The organism is Luteibacter jiangsuensis, from assembly GCF_030812295.1.
Classification (GTDB): Bacteria; Pseudomonadota; Gammaproteobacteria; order Xanthomonadales; family Rhodanobacteraceae; genus Luteibacter; species Luteibacter jiangsuensis_A.
This window is the reverse complement of sequence record NZ_JAUSSK010000006.1, coordinates 18,633-33,337: the sequence shown is the minus strand read 5'-3', so window position 1 is coordinate 33,337 and position 14,705 is coordinate 18,633. Positions and strand designations below refer to the sequence as shown.

General features: G+C 61.0%; 13 protein-coding genes. 3 read left to right on the top strand and 10 right to left on the bottom strand.

What is annotated here, in order from left to right:
• Positions 1-70: 70 nt before the first annotated feature.
• A complete protein-coding gene (locus J2T07_RS18730) occupies positions 71-967 on the bottom strand; it encodes an AraC family transcriptional regulator (protein ID WP_306852266.1) in 897 nt (298 codons plus the stop codon).
• Between the two features lie 99 nt (positions 968-1,066).
• On the opposite strand from J2T07_RS18730, the gene J2T07_RS18725 reads away from it, so the two are divergent.
• Entirely contained in the window at positions 1,067-1,810 is a 744-nt protein-coding gene (locus J2T07_RS18725; protein WP_306852264.1) for an SDR family oxidoreductase, read from the top strand.
• On the opposite strand, the gene J2T07_RS18720 is transcribed toward J2T07_RS18725, so the two are convergent.
• Positions 1,797-2,192 (bottom strand): winged helix-turn-helix transcriptional regulator, encoded by a 396-nt coding sequence (locus J2T07_RS18720; protein ID WP_306852261.1) that lies wholly within the window; start codon positions 2,190-2,192, stop codon positions 1,797-1,799. The genes J2T07_RS18725 and J2T07_RS18720 overlap by 14 nt on opposite strands.
• 50 nt (positions 2,193-2,242) lie before the next feature.
• On the opposite strand from J2T07_RS18720, the gene J2T07_RS18715 reads away from it, so the two are divergent.
• A complete protein-coding gene (locus J2T07_RS18715) occupies positions 2,243-2,842 on the top strand; it encodes a hypothetical protein (protein WP_306852259.1) in 600 nt (199 codons plus the stop codon).
• A 39-nt stretch (positions 2,843-2,881) separates the two neighbouring features.
• Positions 2,882-3,937: an ArsO family NAD(P)H-dependent flavin-containing monooxygenase gene (locus J2T07_RS18710; RefSeq protein WP_306852257.1), complete on the top strand. Its 1,056-nt coding sequence runs from the start codon at positions 2,882-2,884 to the stop codon at positions 3,935-3,937.
• Positions 3,938-4,398: 461 nt separating this feature from the next.
• Here J2T07_RS18710 and J2T07_RS18705 read toward each other — a convergent pair whose 3' ends face one another.
• From J2T07_RS18705 to J2T07_RS18670, 8 genes are all read right to left on the bottom strand, one after another.
• Entirely contained in the window at positions 4,399-7,053 is a 2,655-nt protein-coding gene (locus tag J2T07_RS18705; protein WP_306852255.1) for a T6SS phospholipase effector Tle1-like catalytic domain-containing protein, read from the bottom strand.
• Positions 7,054-7,069: 16 nt separating this feature from the next.
• Positions 7,070-7,642, bottom strand: coding sequence for a hypothetical protein (locus J2T07_RS18700; protein ID WP_306852253.1), 573 nt, complete (start codon positions 7,640-7,642; stop codon positions 7,070-7,072).
• A 100-nt stretch (positions 7,643-7,742) separates the two neighbouring features.
• A complete protein-coding gene (locus J2T07_RS18695; protein WP_306852251.1) occupies positions 7,743-8,381 on the bottom strand; it encodes a hypothetical protein in 639 nt (212 codons plus the stop codon).
• A 22-nt stretch (positions 8,382-8,403) separates the two neighbouring features.
• Entirely contained in the window at positions 8,404-9,573 is a 1,170-nt protein-coding gene (locus J2T07_RS18690) for a hypothetical protein (protein ID WP_306852250.1), read from the bottom strand.
• Positions 9,574-9,590: 17 nt separating this feature from the next.
• A complete protein-coding gene (locus J2T07_RS18685) occupies positions 9,591-11,240 on the bottom strand; it encodes a type IV secretory system conjugative DNA transfer family protein (protein ID WP_306852433.1) in 1,650 nt (549 codons plus the stop codon).
• 137 nt (positions 11,241-11,377) lie between these two features.
• Positions 11,378-11,695, bottom strand: a complete 318-nt coding sequence (locus tag J2T07_RS18680) for a hypothetical protein (protein ID WP_306852248.1) — start codon at positions 11,693-11,695, stop codon at positions 11,378-11,380.
• A 679-nt stretch (positions 11,696-12,374) separates the two neighbouring features.
• Positions 12,375-13,883 (bottom strand): ATP-binding protein, encoded by a 1,509-nt coding sequence (locus J2T07_RS18675; protein ID WP_306852246.1) that lies wholly within the window; start codon positions 13,881-13,883, stop codon positions 12,375-12,377.
• Positions 13,880-14,635 carry a response regulator gene (locus tag J2T07_RS18670; RefSeq protein WP_306852244.1) on the bottom strand — a complete coding sequence of 252 codons (756 nt, stop codon included), beginning with the start codon at positions 14,633-14,635 and terminating at the stop codon, positions 13,880-13,882. Before J2T07_RS18670 ends, J2T07_RS18675 begins: the two co-directional genes overlap by 4 nt.
• Positions 14,636-14,705: the final 70 nt, after the last annotated feature.

Here is a 14,705-nt window from a genome sequence, read left to right as displayed (position 1 = left end):
AATTATTTCATGCACTTAATCTATTTATTCTCAATCAAGTGAATAGATATTTGAGTACTTTCCTACGGCATCAAGCACCGCGCGCAAACCGCGTAGGCGGCACCCCCACATATCGAGTGAACGCCACACTGAACGTGCTCGCCGAGCTATAGCCCACGCGCTCGGCCACCTCCGCGACATTGCCTTCCTTGTTACGCAGCAGGGTCTTCGCCAGGGCCATGCGCCACGCGAGCAGGTATTCCATCGGGGCGACACCCACCGCGCGATTGAAACGTTCGAAGAACGCCGAGCGCGAGAGTGCCGCCTCTTTCGCCAGCTGTGCCACCGTCCATGAACGCGTCGGGCTCTCGTGCATCCGCCGGATGGCGGTGGCGAGGCGCGTGTCGGCCAGGCCGCGAAGGAGACCGGGCGATGCGGACGTGCCCGCCGTGGATCGCAAGGCTTCGATGAAAAGCACTTCGAGCAGCCGCGCCAGGATCACGTCGCGGGCGGGTCGTTGCGCACGGGACTCTTCGCCCAGAAGCCGCACGAGCGTCGTCAGTCTCCATTCGCCACGCACGAGCACGAGTTCCGGCAGGAGCGAGACCAGCAACGCCGCATCCGGCGAGCCAAAGACGCAATGGCCGACCAGCATGCGCACCTCGGCAGGCACGTCCGTATCGCCCAGCCTGTATTCGCCGTCGTCCCGTTGAACGGGCACGGCTTGTGCTGTCCCCGGTTCCGGCGGATCGAGGCTCGTCACCGTGAAGCCTTGTGCCGAGGGGATCAACACGAAGTCGCCGTCCTGAAGGACGATCGCTTCGCGACCGTCGATCACCAGGCGGCACGACCCGTCCAGGATCACGCAATAGAAAGGCTGCCCGTGTTCCGCGCGGCGCACATGCCAACGGCCTGCCCCGCTGCTCACCTTCGAGAGCCGGGCGTCCGGCTGTAGCAGCGAGACGACTTCGGCGAGGGGATCGATCACGATCGGACTCCTGCAAACGTTTCCTGGACTTTACATCGTATCCAGTCCAGCAATGGAGGCCTATCGTTCCAGCCCTGCACACCCCCACAGGAGTCCTCCATGAAAACCGTCCTCATCACGGGATGCTCGTCCGGCTTCGGCCTGGAGATCGCCCGCTACTTCCTCGATCGCGACTGGAAGGTCATCGCCACCATGCGCACGCCGCGCGAGAATGTCCTGCCGCGTTCCGAGCACCTGCGCGTGATCGCCCTCGATGTCACGGACCCGGAAAGCATCCGTAAGGCCGTGGAAGCGGCCGGACCGATCGACGTACTGGTCAACAATGCCGGCATCGGCATGTTGAATGCGCTCGAAGGCACGCCGATGGAAACCACGCGGGAAATCTTCGAGACCAATACGTTCGGGACCATCGCCATGACGCAGGCGGTCGTGCCGCAGTTCCGGCAGCGGCAGTCCGGCGTGGTGGTGAACGTCACTTCGACCGTCACCCTGAGGCCGCTACCCCTGCTGTCCGTCTACACCGCGAGCAAGGTGGCGGTGAACGCGTTCACGGAATCGCTGGCCCTGGAGCTGGAGCCGTTCAACGTACGCGTGCGGCTGGTGCTGCCGGGACGCGCACCGGATACGCGCTTCGCCGAAAACGGGCAGACCCGCATGCAGCATGGCTTTCCCGAACCCTATGCCGGCTTCGCGCAGCGCATTTTCGAGGGATGGGCGGAGTCGACCGAGATCACCCGATCCGTGGACGTGGCGGAAGCCGTATGGCGGGCGGCAACCGATCCGTCGAGCCCGATGCGCATCCCCGCGGGAGCCGACGCCGTGCGATGGGCTAACGAGGCGTGATGGCCGTGCCGCATGCCATGGCATCGGATCGCGGAAGCGCCGACCGGCGACGCAGGTGGCCCTCGCCCCATAGGCGCACGGATTCGATGATCGGCAGCAGCGTCTGCCCGTAGGGCGTCAGTTGGTAGATCACCGGCGCGGGGACCGCGCCGGTGGGCGTCCGCACGACGATGCCATCGGCCTCGAGTTCGCGCAGCTGCTCGGCCAGCACCTTGTGCGAGATCGGCGCGGCGCGCCGTTCCAGCCCGGCGAAGTGCAACTCGCCATGCGCGAGCCAATACAGGATCGTCAGCTTCCACTTGCCGCCGATGGCCGCAAACGCCGCCGACAGCGGACAGCCTTCGATCGGCGCACGGTTACCTGCAGGTGCCTTCTTGTTCATGGTCCCCTCGCGCTCGCATCCTTCCCGCATCGCGCCGACCGGGAAAGACCATGCAAAACACCCTGCGAATCCGCTTCGGCAGTGCGTTGCTCATGCTGGCATGGCTGACTATGTACGCGTTGGCGATGCCGGCGCAAGCCGGTTCCGGCGCCGCCCCGCCAGACGGACAGCACGATTTCGACTGGGAAATCGGCACATGGAAGACCGACCTGCGCCGCCTGGCCAAGCCATTGTCGGGGTCGAGCGAGTGGGTGGAGTACAGCGGGACCAGCGTCATCCGGAAGGTGCTCGACGGCCGGGCGAATCTGGTCGAGTTGCGTGTGGAAGGGCCAGCCGGACGTATCGAAGGCGTGAGCCTGCGCCTTTACAACCCGCAGGTCAGGCAGTGGAGCTTGAATTACGCGAGCGTGCGCAATGGAACCATGACGCAGCCGGTGTACGGGCGTTTCCATGAGGGGCGCGGGGAGTTCTTCGGACAGGACAGCCTCGATGGGCGGGCGATCCTGGTGCGCTTCGTCATATCGAAGGTGTCGGATGATTCGGCGCGGTTCGAGCAGGCGTATTCGGCGGATGGCGGACGTACGTGGGAGACGAATTGGGTGGCGGTGGATACGCGCGTCGCCTCCATCCCAACGCCCGGGAAGCCGTGATAATGTCCGGAGGCCTCCACCACCGCGAGATGCAGCGAAGTGAATCCCCGACCGATCGACGTGGCTGTCATCGGCGGCGGCCAGACCGGGCTCACGCTGGGATACTTCCTGAAGCGACGGCGCTTGGACTTCGTCATCTTCGACGACGCCGACGCACCCGGCGGTGCGTGGCGACGCGCATGGCCTTCGTTACGCCTGTTCTCGCCGGCCGCCTATAGCTCGATCGCCGGGTGGCCCATGCCCTCTCGCAGCGGGGTCAACCCGAGCCGCGATGATGTGATCGGCTATCTCACCGAATACGAATCCCGTTACGCGTTGCCCCTATGTCGTCCCTGCCCCGTGCAGGCACTGATTCGCGAAGGCGATCGTTACCGTGTGGTCACAGACAAGGATACGTGGAGCGCTCGCGCCGTGATCCTCGCGACGGGCACCTGGCGCCACCCCTATGTGCCTGACTACCCGGGACGCGAACGCTTCGCAGGGACGCAAGTGCACTCCGCGCACTACACGGGGACGGAACCATTCCGCCATCAACGGGTGCTCGTCGTCGGGGGCGGCAATTCGGGGGCACAGATCCTCGCCGAGCTATCGCTCGTCGCGACGACCACGTGGGTCACGCCGGAAGAACCCCGCTTCCTTCCCGACGAGGTGGACGGCCGCGCGCTGTTCGAGCAAGCCACGGCACGCTGGCGGGCCCAGCAGGCGGGAGAGACCATCCCGCCGGGCCAGAGCCTGGGCGATATCGTCATGGTGCCGCCCGTGAAGGAGGCCCGCGCTCGCGGCGACCTCGTAGCAAGGAGGCCGTTCGTAGCGATCGACGAAGCCGGCGTCGTCTGGCCGGATGGAAAGCACGAGAGCTTCGACGCGATTATCTGGTGTACGGGATTCCGGCCGGCGACCGACTTGCTCGAGCCGATGGGCATCGTGTCCAGCGATGGCCGCGTACGTGTCGAGGGCGGCCGCGCACTGGACGTGCCTGGTTTATGGCTGGCGGGATACGGTGATTGGACGGGGCCTGCGTCGGCCACGCTGATGGGGATTACCCGTTATGCGCGAGACACGGTGGATGAGGTTGTTGCGTATCTTTCGGCTTAGAGCGCTTCACTCAGATAACCAAGGCTTGCTTGCTCGCCTGCCATGTAATCCACGCGAAGGCGCCGCCTCGCCAACAGTCGAGACGGCGCCTGTTCATGAACCCGAATCTTCGTCAGCGGATTCACCAGCGCTTACGGCTGTCGCCTTGGCCTGATCAGACACCGGCAAGGAACTTACATTACTGGGCGTGTTCGGGAGATCGGGTTTCCGCTTCGGCTGCACCGTCGGCGGGCGGCGTGGCCTTGATCCCAGCTCCTTGTGCGTCTGGTCGTTGACGATCGCCAGGTCACGCAACAGTTGCTGGTCGTACAGAGGATCGGGGGTGGGTAGCTTTTGGACTGGGATAAGCGAGGACGGAGGTGCGCCTTCGTCGTTCTCGTGGTCGTCTTCCTTTCGCATACGATCTCCATGGTTACGGGTGTTTCAGAGACGAACGCCGACCTGCGTTCGTCTCCCTGCTCTTACATCCTCATGACGGGCCCGCTCACGGACTGCGCCTGGTTCTCGGCTTGGGTGCGTTCCAGGGATCGCTGCTGGGTCTGTGCCAGTTCCTGCTGATGCCCCTGGAATTGCTGCATGGCTTCGGGCCACTTCGCGCCGCTCTGTTCCAACGGTGTGTTGGCTTCCGCCGTCGGCACTTTCGTGGTCAGGTCGAAGACGTGGTCCTTTCGCCCTGCCGGGGTCTGCGAGGCCCATAGCGCTTTACCATCGGTCGATAGGGCGATCCGGTCGACGTGACTGAGACCGTCGGCGCGGGCCTGTACGGTCAAGGCCGACGCGATGTTGTCGGTGTATTGATCCGGCGAGCGGTTGAGGCTCTTGTCCAGTTCGACCACGTGTCCCCGGATTTCCTTGAAGAGGGCATGGTCGGGATGGTTGGGATCGTCCAGACGTGTCGGCACCGCGGGTGCGACGGATGGATGATCGAGGGCGGCGGTGTCCACGCCCTTCTTCAGGCCTTGGGCTACGCGCTCCGAAGCATCCAGTTCCTCGCGAAGGTTCTCGTCCGCGGAGCGGGTTCCAAGGAGCGTGTCACGGGACCACTCGCGGTCACGGCCGTGCGTGTAGGTGTGCCCGTCCGATGCGAGGATCTGATCGGCTGGCCTCGCCACGGCATGCACGACAGCCTCGGGCATGGGCCCATGGCGACTCCACCCTTCCCGCTCGTAGGCTAGCTGATAGCGTTGCGCGACACCGAGCGGCGACTCCGCGACGTTTTGCTGGATCGTCCTTTCGGCAAGTCGATCCAGTTCCGCCGCACGTTGGGGATTGGCCACCTCCACATGGGAGCGGGTCATGCCATGTTCGAGCCTTTGGTCCGTGACCTGCCGGGTCCACTGGTGCGTTTGCGCCTGGTGCGTCCAGGGCGCTTCGCGGAGGCTGGGCGTGTCGTTTGGCGACGCGGGCTGGACGAAGGGATCGCGTGCCGGATAATCGTTGCCCAAAGCCAGCTCGACCGCCGTGTTGCTGGCCTGGTACGACAACTGGCTGGACAGGGCGGCATCCGCGACCAGTCGCTGTCCGCGCGGATGATCCGGCAGGGGCGGAACGTCGATCGTCCATCCCTGCCGGTCGTCGTGGTGCCAGGTATTGCCATGCGAATCGCTTTGATTGCGGATGCGGTACTGATCGTAGGCATCGGCAATCTTGTCGCCCGCGACGAAGCCGGCGACGCCGCCGATGGCACCGGTGACGAACATGCCCGGGCCGGATTCGATGCCCAGGGCGGCACCGGCTGACATGAGGGATTGGGCGCCGGCGATGCCGGCGAGGTTGCGGCCGCCGAAGTGAAACAGGGCAGACTGGGCCGCGGGAACGTTCCCGCTGTTCAATTGGGTCTTCGTCTTGTCAAGCGTCACAACAGTGTCTGCCGCCATTGCCGCGCCCGCGGTCCATGTGACAGCCCTAGGTGCAAAAGGCACCGACTTACCGGCGGCTCGCATCTCATCCAGAGTCGCGGCGGGGTATGCGGCGCGGCTAGATCTCGTCCCGGCATGCCCCGTCTCGACGGACTTCCAATCAAGACCGTGGTTGCCGGTCATATCGGTGGCATGGGATGGAGGTAGTCCCGCGCTCGCCACGCGACGCGGCACCAGTTCCGTGTTGGTTCCGCTCGGCTCACCACGCACGCTTTCACGTGGATCCAATCTAAAGACGACGCTTCCTTCCGTGGACCGATGAATTACGTTGAGTCGTCGATCTGTCGGCTCGAACTCCTTCTGGAGGTACGGCTCGTCGCGGAGCGCATTGCAGTAATCGCGCATGAGATTTCCGCAGCGGATCGACAGTCCATCACGCAGATACCCACCTCCGACGTCCGAATGGGATCCGGGTACCATCACGTTCAAAAATCGGCCGTCTGCGGAAAGACCAGGGGGAATGATCTGGTCCGATGGAAACAATGCTCGGAGTTCATCGGCTGCTGTGATCTGAAATCCCGACACTACGGACGGTGGCAGGCGTCGATCGAATTGCATGGGCACCCCCGTTGCGACGGGGTCAAACAGGCCCACGGTCTGGACCGTTTTCCCGGGCTCAACAAGATGCTTTGCATAGCTGAAGGTTCCGTCGGGAGACGTAATTTCACTATCCAGATCAGGGATGCCCTTTTCGTGGAGCAACCTGGCAAAGCCAGGAACTTGGCTTGCACCTCGACTAAAGCCGATGCTATGCACCCGAATCACCGACGCGGGGTCATCTCGCAGCCACTGATTCGTCTGACGCACAAGTTCTTCGTACGCGTTCGCGATATTCGATTCATAACTAGACCCGGAAATCGAATCATGGGCGGACGTCAAGATGTCACCCTTAGTACCGGGGCCTACGACGTAATGCGACAAGACCTGGGCTCGCCCGAACCTATTAATCTCTTCAAGCTCGTCGTCGATCCTGGCAACATTGGTTCCATGTGCCGGATCCGAATACTTATTGTTTCCCGTTCCATCAAACGCGACAAGAAACATCTTTTCATGAAGCCTGTCCGCGTGAACGAGAATGGGAGCCCTGAGCCGACTTAGTTGGTCGGCAGCATCCTTGTACTGGGCAAGTACATCAGGCGTGGCAAAATCGTGGCCGACTCCGTCATTAGGAGCGCCATCAATGGAATAACGAGTCATCACGAGCTCTCCTAGCTCAGTATGTGCAAGTCCATGCAAGGATCAGGTCATCACGAAAGTGACTATGACTATTGCCCGGAATCTGTTCTTGTTCCGTAGCAACAAGTGCTCTCATGAAAATGTTCAAGGTACGGTCGTTAACTTCGACCATGATGTGCGGACTGACGGGATGAACAGACTTAGCCTTCAGCCATTCTTCCTTCACCTGATCCCGGCCGACCAGGTGAAGAATCACCCTGTCCGCAAACAACTTATCTAGATCGACAGATGCTGCGTGACGATCGCCATCCGATGATGTCCATTCAATTTGAACGGCACCAGGGAAAGTTCTCCCGTCGGTCGGGATGATTCCGTGCCTACCGCTCCATTTCTCTCGCCAGTTCTCGAACGGTGGCGCACCGGATGGCTTGTCAAGGATCTCGCCCGCATAACCGTATCGGCGAGTGCCGAACTGGTGTCCGTTATAGAGAATGCTGCACTCCAGTGTGTTGAAACAAACCGCATTGAAAGAGTGCGAATGGAAGCGCAGTGGCCATGGATCCTTTCCGTACAGGGGTCCAGCGAGCTCAAGATTCGGCGTAAATTTCATACGTGACCTTCCATATCATCTAACGTCATGTTGAGGACCGTTCGAACAGCTTGCCTGTGCTGTTGCATACAGCGATAGCCATTCGAAGCACAGGTCACCACTAGCTATCTTGTAGAGCACCAAATGCCTCGGGCAAATTGACTGATCCGCACAAGTCATAGGTACGACTCCAGGCAAGGATCAAATCATCTCTAAAGTGGCTTCTGTCGTTTCCGGGTATTTGTTCAATTTCCGTAGCGACCATCGCCCTCATGTAGAGGCTTATAGTCCTATCGTTCACTTCAGCGAGAATGTGTGGACTAACCGGATCAATCGATGTCGCGCTAAGCCACGCCTCATTGACCTCATTGCGAGTAACCTCATGAAGAACAATCCGGTCCTTGAACACCTCACCCAAGTCAAGCGACATAGCGTAATCACGTCCGTCAAGCGATGTCCATTCGATATCGAGAGGTGTCGAGAAGGTCCGCCCCTCAACGAGGGACGCCGCGTGATGGGCTATCCACCGATCTCTCCATGGTCCAAGTGGCGCGGGTCCGGAAGGTTTATCGTAGTACATGCCGTCATAGCCGACTTCCCGGGTACCAAACTGGCGCCGGCAGTAAATGATGCTGCAGGCACGCGTGTTGAAACATACAGCGCCGAAGCTGTGTGTATGAAAGCGCAGCGGCCACGGATCTTTTCCGTACAGCGGCCCGGCGAGTTCGCGGTCCGTCGTGTGCGATATCTGCTTTTCCATAGCAACTACTTCCTTGTCGATATTACTTGTAGTCAAGCCGATAGTTAGCACGACGGAATCCGACGACGCCGGCTGCCAGAGAGCCTAGAAGCACTGCCAGGTATGGCATGCCCCTGAAGTTAATACCAAGGCATATGTTTATAGCCAAGCAAAGAATGACAGCAAGCGCTAAGAAACTCTTGCCGGGCCCCGCCTCAATCGATTCGAGCGCCCATCGGAGGCCTTCGACGGTGCTCAGACGGACGTACCCGTCGGTGGAGCGATGGACGACATTGAGCTGCCGGCTTAAGGGCACATGTTCCTTGCCTAAGAACGGCTCATGACAGAGTGAATTGCAATAGTCCCGCATGAGATTTCCGCAACGAATTGATATTCCGTCACGGAGATAGCCACCACCGATATCGGAATGTGCGCCCGGAACGCGAAGGTTAAGGAAGCGGCCATCTTCCGATTGACCGGGCGGGATCAGCTGGTCAGAGGCGAACGAGACCCGAAACTCATCCGCCGCCGTAATCTGGAGGCCCGAGACGACCGAGGGCGGCAACCGACGATCGGCTTCCGCCGGAATGGTGACCGCGACGGGGTCCAGAAGAGCCACCGTCTGGACGATCCGACATGAATCCACGAGATTTCGAGCGTAGGTAATGGTTCCTTCACCGGCTGCGACCTTGCTAGTCAAGTCTGGAATTCCGAGGTCGTGCAACAACTTCGCGAAACCGGGAATGTGACCTGCGCCTTGACCGAATCCCAGGCTATGCACCCGTATCACAGTATCGGGATCATCCCTGATCCATCTATTTGCCTGATTAACGAGTGCGTTGTAAGCCGCCCTTATGGTCGATTCATAGCTCGACCCACGAACGATGTCACGGCCTCCTCTCAGCCATCTTCTACGAGTCACCGCGGCTTCAACGTAGTACGGCACGATATGATCAAGCACGAGGCTTTTGGCACGATTCATCTGATCGTGGATCTTCCCAACGTTGCTGGCGTACTCCGGGCCCAAGAACTCGTGGTTTTCCGCTCCGTCAAACGCGATGACGAATAGCCTCTCATGTGTACCGATTGTGGGTATAGGAAAAATCGCCAGGAATTGGTCCAGCGAGTTCTTCGCATCGTTGTACTTGGCAAGGTCGAGTGGAGTCGCAGGACGGTGGCCCAACATCGCACGATTTTTGTAATTGATATCCATCTTAGACAAAGATCACCTCATCCATTCGACAACGCACCAATTTCAACCTTAGGCAACAACTTCGCCCTGAACCGCTTATCCTTGTAATACCTGATCTTCTCGCACTTCACCGGATGCGCGATGCCTTCGTAGAGAATCACCTCCTTATCGGTTCCCATCGCCTTGAGCTCCTGCGGCAGCATCAGCGCCCGGCGTTCGTCGGACCGACTGCGTGACACGTCCCTGCCCTTCGACACGCTCTCCTTGGACACCGTCGTATAGCCGAGCATGTCCGAATAGTCGTTCGCGTCCTGTTGTTCGCGCGGCGCGAAGATGATCTGCAAGGCATGGTTGGTGATGATCGTCCGCGAGATGTCCTTCCCGTACGTCGCATCCAGCTGCGCCATGCTCTGGATGATGGGCAACAGGCGCAGGTTGTACCCGGCCATGTACGACACCGAACTCGCCAGGATGTCGACCTTGCCGATGGCGGTGAACTCGTCCATCAGCAGAAGGCACTGATGTTTGAGTTCGGGATTGGTCTGCGGCAGTTCCCGCGTGTTGACGTTGATCAGCTGGCTGAAGAACAGATTGACGATCAGGCGGCTCTCGGCCAGCTTGTTCGGCTGGATACCGATGTAGATGGTCATCTTCTTCTTGCGCACGTCCGTGAGCAGGAAGTCGTTGCAGCTCGTGGCCGCGTCCAGCACCGGGTTGATCCATGCATTCAGCGGCTCCCTGAAGCTGCCCATGATCGATGCGAAGGTCTCGTCCGCCTGTGACAGCAGGTTGGCGAAGGCGGCCTTGGCATCCGTACTGAGGAAGTCTTGGCTCGACAGACGCTCCAGGTACTCGCGCAAGCTACCGCCGTCGCTGGTCGAAAGCCGGAAGATCCCACCCAGCGTGGGGAAGTGCAGTTCGCCGAAGGGGCTATCGTCCTTCGCGGCGGCATCCAGGTTCTCGAACAGATAGAGGGCAAAGGCCGTGAACGCATTCCGCGCCTGACTGATCCAGAACTTCTGGTCGCCGTTGCCGTCTGGGTACAGCATGGCCGCGATGGACTGGATATCGGATATGCGAAAGGCGGGATCGGCCGAGACGTAGTGCAAGGGGTTCCAGCGATGGGTCCGCCGATCCTCCGCGAACGGGTTGAACAGGTAGATATCCTGCCCCTGTGACTTGCGCCATCCGCTGGTCAGGTCGAAGTTCTCCTGCTTGATGTCCAGGACCACGACGGACCCCTGATATTCAAGGAGATTGGGAATGACCACACCGACGCCCTTGCCCGATCGGGTCGGTGCGGCGAGGATCACGAACTGCTGTCCGCTGAGCCGAATCAGCTTCTTGCCGAATTTACCTACGACGATGCCGTCAGGCGAATCGTTGAACAGACCTTCCTTCTCGAGATCACGACGCGTGGCGAAGCGGGCATCGCCGTGGAGGTTGCGCGACTTCGATTTCAGCAACAGGACGACACACGCGATCCACGCCAGCGCAGGTAAGCCGAAGCCGACGATGCCACCGAACTTGATCTTCCACACGTAGGGCGCGAACTGCGGGTACGCCATCGCGTTGTAGTAGCCCCACCAGAGCCGCCACGTGATCGGGGCATCGACGCCGATCAGCAGGAGGGTCAGGTAACCCGAGAGGTAGAGGCCACCGCAGAGGGCGGCCAGCAGGATGACCATCGCGAGGATGATCTTGTTCGATCCAGTCACTTAATGGCGCTCCGTGCCAGTGGGAAGGGGGCGGAGTTTAGCCAACTTTTGGTGGCATGGATCAACGTGAGGAAAGTTCTCACGCGATAGGCAAATCGTGCCCTTCACTACTCCGCTTCCATGCATGCGGAAGCGGCGTTGAAGTGGTTCGCGTCCCTGGCCTGTTCCCACGACATGCGCGCATGCGCGTGTGCCGTGCACTGCACACCCATGTGCATTAACCCGCCGATGGCTTCGAGCGATAGCGCCAACCGCGCGCAGTCCACACTGTCCGATTCATGCACGAGATCCGCGAGGAAGCCGGTAAGACCACGGGCGTACTGCAACCACTCGGTCGCGTCATTGAGCAGGTCGTGCGCCGACGCTTCGGGGTCGATGTAGTGGCGCGCGCGTCCATCCGCGCGGGGGGTGTCGTAACCAGGCATGAGCATTCCTTGGAAGTATTCGCCGCCGCCGTCCAGGTGCGGCACGCCACGCACAGCGCAACGTGCCGCGGATCGAACGGACTCGCGGGTTCAGCGGCTGCCCGAGGCCGGGCGCCGGGTGGCGTGATTGATGAAGTGGACGCGGCGTCAGCCGGTTTCAGTAGCTCGCACGGGCGCTTGCCCCATAGGTGCGGCCAAGAAACGTCTCAGATGAGGGGCTGAATCCGCAGTTCGTCAACCGCGTCTGCGAGGTCGGCAGACCGCCCGGTGACCGGTGGGGATGTCGCCGGGGGGATTCGGCGGGCGAGCGGGTGCCGTATGATCGGTGGTAGCCACAGATCGACTCCTAGTAAGTTATTTGTGGTCAGCAGGTCAGGGGTGTTGGTAGCACCCTTGGCCTGCGCTTTCATCGTACTTGCCGATGGTTGTCCGCCAGATGCAGTCACAGCGCGCGGGCAACGGCACGACCCTAACAAAACATCTTATGGTTGTCTGTAGGCGCACGTGCGTCACGGGCGAATTGCCCAGTTCACCTAGCGGTGGGCGCGGGGCTCGCACGGACTGCATGAGGAATTGCGCACGAGCCTTTCCTCATTCGGACCAAGTTCCGGCTTTCTCATTGCTATCGCTGAGCCGATCCAGTTACTCCGGCGAGATAACGATGATGCAGCAAAGCACCTCACCCCACCTGCGCGCTCGGCTTGGGCAGATCCACCTGCACGAGCAGTCCATGCGGCGCGACGGGTAACAGACGGATGCTGCCGCCATGGCCGCGCATGACGTCGCGCGCAATCGCCAGGCCCAGGCCCGTGCCGCCGGTAGTCCGGTTGCGCGATCCCTCCAGGCGTTGAAAGGGGGCGAAGGCACGCTCGACCTGTTCAGGCGCGATGCCCGGCCCATCATCGCTGATGGCGATACCGATGGAATCCGTGTGGTCACTCAGCTCGACCGTGACGTGCCTGGCGTACTTACAGCCATTCTCAATGAGGTTGGCGAGTGCACGGCGCATGGCCACCGGTTGGCAGGGAAGCTGCGCGTGGTCAGGCCCGCGATAGTCGACCCACCCTCCCGCATCGCAAGCGTTGTCGCATAGGCTGATCAGCAAGGCAGCTATGTCCACCGGGCTATGCGCCTCGGACGTGGCCTCCCCACCGGCGAATGCCAGGGTGCTGTTGATCATGGCGTCCATCTCGGCGATGTCGGCAAGGAGCTGCCGCTGTTGCGGTTCGTCATCGACGTATTCCGCAAAGATCCGTAGGCGCGTGAGCGGCGTGCGCAGGTCGTGCGCGATCGCCGCCAGCATGTGGGTCCGCTCGTCGACGAACTGCTTCAGCCGAAGCTGCATCTCATTGAACGTCCGTGCGATCGAGGCGTACTCCGGGATGGACATATCACCGATGAGGGTAGGCTTGCGCTCCCTTCCCAGGCGCTCGGCGGCCTCGCTCAGCCGCGTCAATGGCCGAACCAGCCGGCGTGCCATCCATAGCGACAGGATGCCGACGAATAGCAGCGTGACGATGATGATCGCAATGTTCCTGAAGCGGCGCGTGGCCGCTTTCTCGTCCAGATTCTGCGAGATCACCAGCCAGCGCGAGCCGCCCAGATCGATGGCGATACGGAAACTTCGCAGTATCGCGATATCCGGCTGCATGCGATTGCGCGCGACGTTGACGAGGCGCGTCGGCAGACTGGCAGCCAGAACCACCAGGGTGCCGGTCTCCAGGTCGATGTCGGTGGACGTGATTTCCGCACTTGCCCGGATATCGGCTGGATCGACTCCGATTTGCGGCGCGATACCTCGCACGATCGACGTCAGAAGCTCGGATGATGTGCCAGGCGCCGGCTCCGAGACATGCGGGTTCGTCAGCGAGAGCGTTCCACCGGCAAGCGTGGTGGCTACGATCTTCGTTGCCGCCGGAGACGCCGGCTCGATACGAAACCTCAACCACCCCGACGACGCGAGCGAGTCAAGCTTCTTCTGTTGTTCTTCGATCCGCGTGTTGCGCGCCACCCGAACGGCCTCCACCGTGCGATCGGATAACCATTGACCGTCGATGAGAATGAAGCTCGGTGGCGGCACCAGCCGCTTAAGCATGTTCTGGAACAACTCGATAGACACCTGCGACAGCAGGATCACGATGACGATGCGCGACGTCAGCCCAAACTTTGGACGCCAGCGAAACGTCATTCCGTCTGGCCGTCCACTTCGGAGCTGACATCGGCGGCGAAAAAATAGCCGCCATTGCGAACCGTCTTGATCAGCACCGGATCGAGGGGACTGGTCTCGATCTTTCGCCGAAGCCGACTGATCTGCACATCGATACTGCGGTCGAACGGATTGCTGTTGCGTCCGCGCGCCAGGTCCATAAGACGATCACGACTCAGTATCTGCTGCGGATGTTCCACGAAAGCCAGCAGAAGATCGAACTCCCCGCTGGTCAGATCGGTAAGCATGCCTGTGGGTGACTTCAGGCTGCGATGGCTGACATTGATTGTCCAGTCGGCGAAACGATAGACAGGCCGCTTCCTCTGCGCCTGATCCGCCTTGACGTAGGTCCGACGCAGCACGGCGCGGATACGGGCGATCAGTTCCCGCGGATTGAAGGGCTTGACGATGTAGTCGTCGGCGCCCAGTTCCAGGCCGACCACGCGATCGGTCTCCCCGTCCATGGCCGTCAGGAGGATGACCGGGATCGGCCGCTCCGGGTTCTGCAACTGCCGGCACAGGGAGAATCCGCTCTCGCCAGGCAGCATCACATCCAGCACGATGAGGTCGGCGGCCTCGCGGCTCAGAGCGTCGAACATCTGAACGCCATCCCCAGCCACGGTGACATACATGCCGTGATCACCGAGGAACCGGGCCAACATCGCACGGATGCGCTGATCGTCATCGACGATCAACACGTGCGGCTGGTGAGTGACTGATGCGCTGGCCTTCATGGCCGGACGATAACCCAGTCCGGCAGCCCGCGACACGGCTGAAACATACTGAAACGATTTGCAAGGCCCA

What these genes read in the sequence shown, in the direction of transcription:
- J2T07_RS18725 (WP_306852264.1), top strand. Translation starts at nt 1,067, where the DNA reads ATGAAAACCGTCCTCATCACGGGATGCTCGTCCGGCTTCGGCCTGGAG.
- J2T07_RS18720 (WP_306852261.1), bottom strand. Translation starts at nt 2,192, where the DNA reads ATGAACAAGAAGGCACCTGCAGGTAACCGTGCGCCGATCGAAGGCTGT.
- J2T07_RS18715 (WP_306852259.1), top strand. Translation starts at nt 2,243, where the DNA reads ATGCAAAACACCCTGCGAATCCGCTTCGGCAGTGCGTTGCTCATGCTG.
- J2T07_RS18705 (WP_306852255.1), bottom strand. Translation starts at nt 7,053, where the DNA reads ATGACTCGTTATTCCATTGATGGCGCTCCTAATGACGGAGTCGGCCAC.
- J2T07_RS18700 (WP_306852253.1), bottom strand. Translation starts at nt 7,642, where the DNA reads ATGAAATTTACGCCGAATCTTGAGCTCGCTGGACCCCTGTACGGAAAG.
- J2T07_RS18695 (WP_306852251.1), bottom strand. Translation starts at nt 8,381, where the DNA reads ATGGAAAAGCAGATATCGCACACGACGGACCGCGAACTCGCCGGGCCG.
- J2T07_RS18690 (WP_306852250.1), bottom strand. Translation starts at nt 9,573, where the DNA reads ATGGATATCAATTACAAAAATCGTGCGATGTTGGGCCACCGTCCTGCG.
- J2T07_RS18685 (WP_306852433.1), bottom strand. Translation starts at nt 11,240, where the DNA reads ATGGTCATCCTGCTGGCCGCCCTCTGCGGTGGCCTCTACCTCTCGGGT.
- J2T07_RS18680 (WP_306852248.1), bottom strand. Translation starts at nt 11,695, where the DNA reads ATGCCTGGTTACGACACCCCCCGCGCGGATGGACGCGCGCGCCACTAC.
- J2T07_RS18675 (WP_306852246.1), bottom strand. Translation starts at nt 13,883, where the DNA reads ATGACGTTTCGCTGGCGTCCAAAGTTTGGGCTGACGTCGCGCATCGTC.
- J2T07_RS18670 (WP_306852244.1), bottom strand. Translation starts at nt 14,635, where the DNA reads ATGAAGGCCAGCGCATCAGTCACTCACCAGCCGCACGTGTTGATCGTC.